The 4,603-nt window shown below is 66.5% G+C and carries 3 protein-coding genes and 1 pseudogene; 1 reads left to right on the forward strand and 3 read right to left on the reverse strand.

The genetic code is table 11. The features are described from left to right. Window positions 1-67 precede the first annotated feature (67 nt). Window positions 68-1,009, forward strand: coding sequence for an SH3 domain-containing protein (locus tag HR086_RS44845; RefSeq protein ID WP_174468715.1), 942 nt, complete (start codon window positions 68-70; stop codon window positions 1,007-1,009). Between the two features lie 42 nt (window positions 1,010-1,051). Here HR086_RS44845 and HR086_RS44850 read toward each other — a convergent pair whose 3' ends face one another. The 3 genes and pseudogenes from HR086_RS44850 to HR086_RS44860 form a co-directional block, all read right to left on the reverse strand. Continuing rightward, entirely contained in the window at window positions 1,052-3,175 is a 2,124-nt protein-coding gene (locus HR086_RS44850; protein ID WP_174468716.1) for a DUF4114 domain-containing protein, read from the reverse strand. Window positions 3,176-3,375: 200 nt separating this feature from the next. Continuing rightward, window positions 3,376-3,876: a hypothetical protein gene (locus tag HR086_RS44855; RefSeq protein ID WP_174462582.1), complete on the reverse strand. Its 501-nt coding sequence runs from the start codon at window positions 3,874-3,876 to the stop codon at window positions 3,376-3,378. Window positions 3,877-4,181: 305 nt separating this feature from the next. Further along, window positions 4,182-4,603, reverse strand: a pseudogene (locus HR086_RS44860) (hypothetical protein); the annotation flags it as partial.

The following is a 4,603-nucleotide window of genomic DNA, read 5'->3' on the forward strand; positions in this document are numbered from 1 at the left end:
GCCTTGCTTCGGGGGGAGGGGGTGTTGGAGAAAGGGCGCGGGTTGTTCCCACCAGGGATGGTTCCGCATGTTTCCCGGCTTGTGGCTGTCGTTGCTCCTGACGCAGACGTCCGCGCCCTCGCTCCACTACACCGCCGAAAAGGTGAAGGAGGGGCAGCAGCGCACGCCGGAGCAATTCGCCTTCACGACCTGGGAGCCGTCCTGCGAACTGGAGACATTGTTCGTGGGGGTGGATGAGGCGAACCTCCGGAAGGAGCCCTCGACGGAGGCGGCGGTGGTCGCCGTGCTGCCCCTGGGCGCGGCCGTGCGAGTGCAGGAGCGTGGCACGGCGCGTCTGAAGGTGGGGGAGTACGTCAACCACTGGTACTCGGTGGAGCATGTGGACACGAAGGGCACCGCGGAGAAGGCGGACGACTCGGTCTTGCGGGGCTGGCTCTTCGGCAACACGCTGACGCCCTTCCGGTTCGAGGAGGACTTCGACGGGGACGGAGAGAAGGAGGTCGCCACGGTGGTGATGAGTGGGGACTTCAAGATTCGCGTCCGGGTCCTGGAGCCGAAGCTGAAGCCTCCCTTCCGAGTCAGCAGCGTGGACGCCAGGCCCGCGGGGGAGAACTGGCGCCAGGTCAGTGGCGGACCGGCGGCGGTGACACTCGTTCCCTCGAAGACCGCGGGAGTCGTCCTGCTGCGGGTGGACTCCACCCCCGAGGAGTGTGGCGAATACAGCACCACGTACGTGAGCTACACCGTGCCAGGGAACAAGAAGGGTGTCCTGGGCACGGCGAAGCTGGCGCTGTTGCTGGAGGGCGTGTCGGAGGCTCCCGGTGTCTCCCGATACGAGGTCTCCTTCCAGGCGCGGAAGAAGGAACTCACGATGGTGAGGACCGATGAGCAGGAGGATGAGTCCGGCAATGTGCTGACGACGAAGGCCCAGACGCGCTACCAGCTCAAGGACGGCGTCTATTCCGAGCTGACGCCGGCGGACTCCTCCGTGGCGGAGTCGAAGCCCTGACGGACGACGAGTCCCCGTCACGAAGGGACTCGTCGCCGAGCGTCAGTGCGTCGCGGGGACTGGACTCAGGGGCGTGAAGCCCAGCTCGTAGCCGATGTCCACGTTGGAGATAACCAACGGACACCAGAAATTCGGGTGGGTGAGCCGGGCCTTCCAGCAGAGCTGAGAACCTCCGGACGGCGGAAGGCTCATCACGGCTTCGTTCTGTCCGGGCTCGAAGGGCACATTCAACCAGGTGGGCGCGGGATTCGTCTGGCAGCTCCCATTCGCGCACACGTTGCAGTCCGAGGCGACGGCGTACGTGATGCCGAAGGTGCTCGCTGATTGCTGGCACTCCAGGGGAGCCCAGTCGGTCTTGCGAACGCGCAGGCGGGAGATGGCGCACTGGCCATCCAGGGCGGGGCTGATGACGTTGGAGCGGACGTTGCCTGGCACGCGAGTGGCCTGAAGGAGGAGCACCACGTTCGTGAAGTCCCGATCGCCTCCTCCGTTGAGGTCCTCGATGCCGAGGATCCAGTTGCCCGGGCTCGTGGTCACCGCTTGCACCTGGAAGTGCGGCATGTTGCCGTTGCTGACCTTGGGCACCCAGCTTCGCGCCTTCGGCAGGACGAGGTTTCCATAGGCGGGCGTCCCGAGCAGGTTGTGGGAGGTCTCTTGGAGCCAACCACAGAGCGGCTGGCTGGTGGAGGTATCGGGGCAGGTGTAGTCCATGGGCCTGATGGGATTGCAGCGCGGGTCACGCGCACAACCCAGGTTGTACTGGGCCACCGGAGAGGTTCCGCGGGCATCCTGATCCAGGTTCCAACCCGGCTTCGAGAAGAAGACGGACGTGGAGGTCTTCAGGTGCAGGCTGCACCGGCCATCTATCGCCTTCATCAGGCAGGGATACACCGTGCCGTCACCGTTCGGGTCGTGGGTGGCGTCGTAATAGGTGATGAGGAAGAAGACGATCTCCCGTCCCGCCTGGATGCGCCCCAGCTTCACGGTGCGGTCGGCCGGAGTGATGCCAGGGTCCGGGTTGGTGGTCCGAAGCACTCCGTCCGGCGTGTACGCGGAGGTGTCGTAGTCGGGAAGGCCGTCCTCGAAGAACTCGCTCCGGTCTTGGACCGGGCCCAGTTGCTTGAAGGTGGTCCTGTTGGAGTCATCGTCAGTCAACAGGAAGGCCAGATGCCCGAGTCCCATGTTGGCATTCGCGGGCGCCGCGGGCTCGAGCAGATTGGGGATGCGCGCGAAGAGGCCTCCGTCCGAGAAACCGGTGGCTGGAGTCTGCGCGACAGCGAGTGCGCCGACGACATCCACGGGGATGAGGTTGTTTGTCTGTCCCGGTCGGGCGTCCGCGAGCAGGACATCGGGCGAGAAGACCGGGTTGCAGGTTCTGTCCATCGCCAGTTCCGGCTGGCTGAGGAAGCCATTGACCGAGAGGAAGGGTTGGGAGCACCGGCGAGTCGTGCCGATGTAGGGCCGTGATGCATGGAAGCCGGACGGAGGCGCGAGGTTGTAGATGTCCTCGTGGAGGTCGGTGATGCCGTTGTTGTTGGCGTCGCTCAGGAAGTCGTCGCCGGAGTATTCGGGGGTCCCGCGGGTGTCGACATAGCCGCGCGCGATGAGGTCGTCGTAGTACATCCAGCCCAGCGAATGGGATGCCAGGGCGTCGGTGCTCAGGAAGGACAGGGACAGCTCGACGTCCGAGGCGAACATCATTCTTTCGCCGCCGAAGACGGAGAGGAGCGGCTCCGGATAATTCAGCGCCGAGTTCGATAGGAGGGACACGTTGTCGAGAGACTGGAACTGGCCTTCCGCGAAAGGGGGCTGGTGGTCGTCGTTGAGGGTGGGGCCCACATGGAAGGAGAAGTCCACTTCGGAGGAGAGGCCCTGTGCGTTGGTGACGGTGACCTTCACGGGGGCGCTGCCGGGGATGATGCAGTCCGGGGCGGTCCAGGTGATTTCGCTGCTGTCCTCGCCGTTCAGCTGGGTGCTCAGCTCTCCCATGCTGGCGGTCCAGGTGAAGTTGATTCGACCGCCCTGGGGATCACGTGCCCTCACCACCAACCGCGCGGTGCCGCGCGAGGGCACGACGGACTGGGACTGGCTGCTACCGAGAATCAGGGGCGGTGGCGGGGTCCTCGCGGCGGCTGCCTGGGTGCCCGTGGCCAGCAGTGCCAGCATGACGACGAAAGCCAGGCTTCGTGGAGCTTGAGTTGGAATCAATGACAAGACAATCCCCCTCGGATTGACGGTTGATGGATGCTGCCCCCGTGCTGAATCCAGCCTTCCGAGGGCGCGCTCATGGACGCCGGAGCGTGCACCGACTGACGGTGCGCGCTCACGCCGCGATGCCACGCTTTCTCCGGGGGGTATGGGTCGAATCAGAACCGGCCGACGAGCCCCGCGAAGCCGCCATCCCTCGACGCGCCCACGGTGGGGGCGACCAGGAGCCCCTCGTCTCGCCGCGGACTTCGCGCGGAGAGCCCACCCCCGCTGAATCGGTGCGACAGCTCGTTGAGCAGGAGCGCGCCCACGGTGGGAATCAGCAGGCTGAGCACGATGTGCGTGCCTCCCTCCGTCACAAGCGGTTCGCCCGGCGCGTTGTCCCCCGTCATCAGGGCCACGACCACCGTGCCGAGCCCGCCGCCCAGCACGCTGAGCGCGAAGTCGCCGTTGCTCCCGAGGGCCCGGCCCGTGGCGAAGACCCCGATGCCCGAGCCGCCAGCCATGCCGATGAAGATGGGAACCAGGCTTTGTCCGCAGTGGATGGTGGCGGGGAAGGAGCCGCAGCTCGTGAGCCTGCCCATGGAGAAGAGCCCGCCAATGGTTCCACCCGCGGCGCCGCCCAGAAGCGTCCCCGCGAGTCGGACGCGGGTGTCCATGGGCGTGGAGGCGCCTCGCACGCCGCTCGGGTTGTCTTCATTCGCCGAGGTGAGGGGAGGGGGACTAGGCCTTCCTGGGCGAAGGACGTGAAGGACAGCAACGCGACGACGAACAGCGTTGGGAGACGCGCGGTCATGGCAGACACCCAAAGCTCGTGCGCCCGGCCGGGCACTTCACTTCAGGGTGGGGTGTGGGAATGGCCAGGAATGACATGCGCGAGTGGCCCGAGTCCGCGCATGACTGGCGAGGCCACGATAGCCGAACGCCAGCTGGCCGACGCAAGTGACCGGTGGTCTCAGCCTCGCTAGAACCTGCCAGCGACTCCACCCATCAGCCCGCCGTGAGGCGTCACCCGGAAGGTGAACGCGGGCAGCGGCGCACCCTGGTTGCGTGCCTGGGAAAAGCGAGACACCGCGGGCGGCTCTGAGCGGGAGAGCTCATAACCCAGCATGGCGCCGATGGGAGGAAGGGCCAGGAGGGTGATGATTCCGAAGGCGTCTGCCCCTTCGTTGGCGAAGAACCCCAGCGCGCCCGCGCCAGTGCCCGCCAGCCCGCCCACCACGGTCGCCAGGAGCGACCCGCGCCCCCTCATCACGCTTCCGGCCGCGTAGGTCCCCATCGCCGAGCCCAGCGCCATGCCCGCGAAGCCCGCGACGATGGGGAGGGCGCAATCCTCGTCGATGAACGCGCAGTCCCCCACGAGGGTTCCTCCGAGCAGTGCCAGGA

This window comes from Myxococcus sp. CA039A, assembly GCF_013336645.1.
In the GTDB taxonomy this organism is placed as follows: Bacteria; Myxococcota; Myxococcia; order Myxococcales; family Myxococcaceae; genus Myxococcus; species Myxococcus llanfairpwllgwyngyllgogerychwyrndrobwllllantysiliogogogochensis.

Coding starts and splice junctions, on each gene's coding strand:
- HR086_RS44845 (WP_174468715.1), top strand. CDS start 68: ATGTTTCCCGGCTTGTGGCTGTCGTTGCTCCTGACGCAGACGTCCGCG.
- HR086_RS44850 (WP_174468716.1), bottom strand. CDS start 3,175: ATGCTGGCACTGCTGGCCACGGGCACCCAGGCAGCCGCCGCGAGGACC.
- HR086_RS44855 (WP_174462582.1), bottom strand. CDS start 3,876: ATGGACACCCGCGTCCGACTCGCGGGGACGCTTCTGGGCGGCGCCGCG.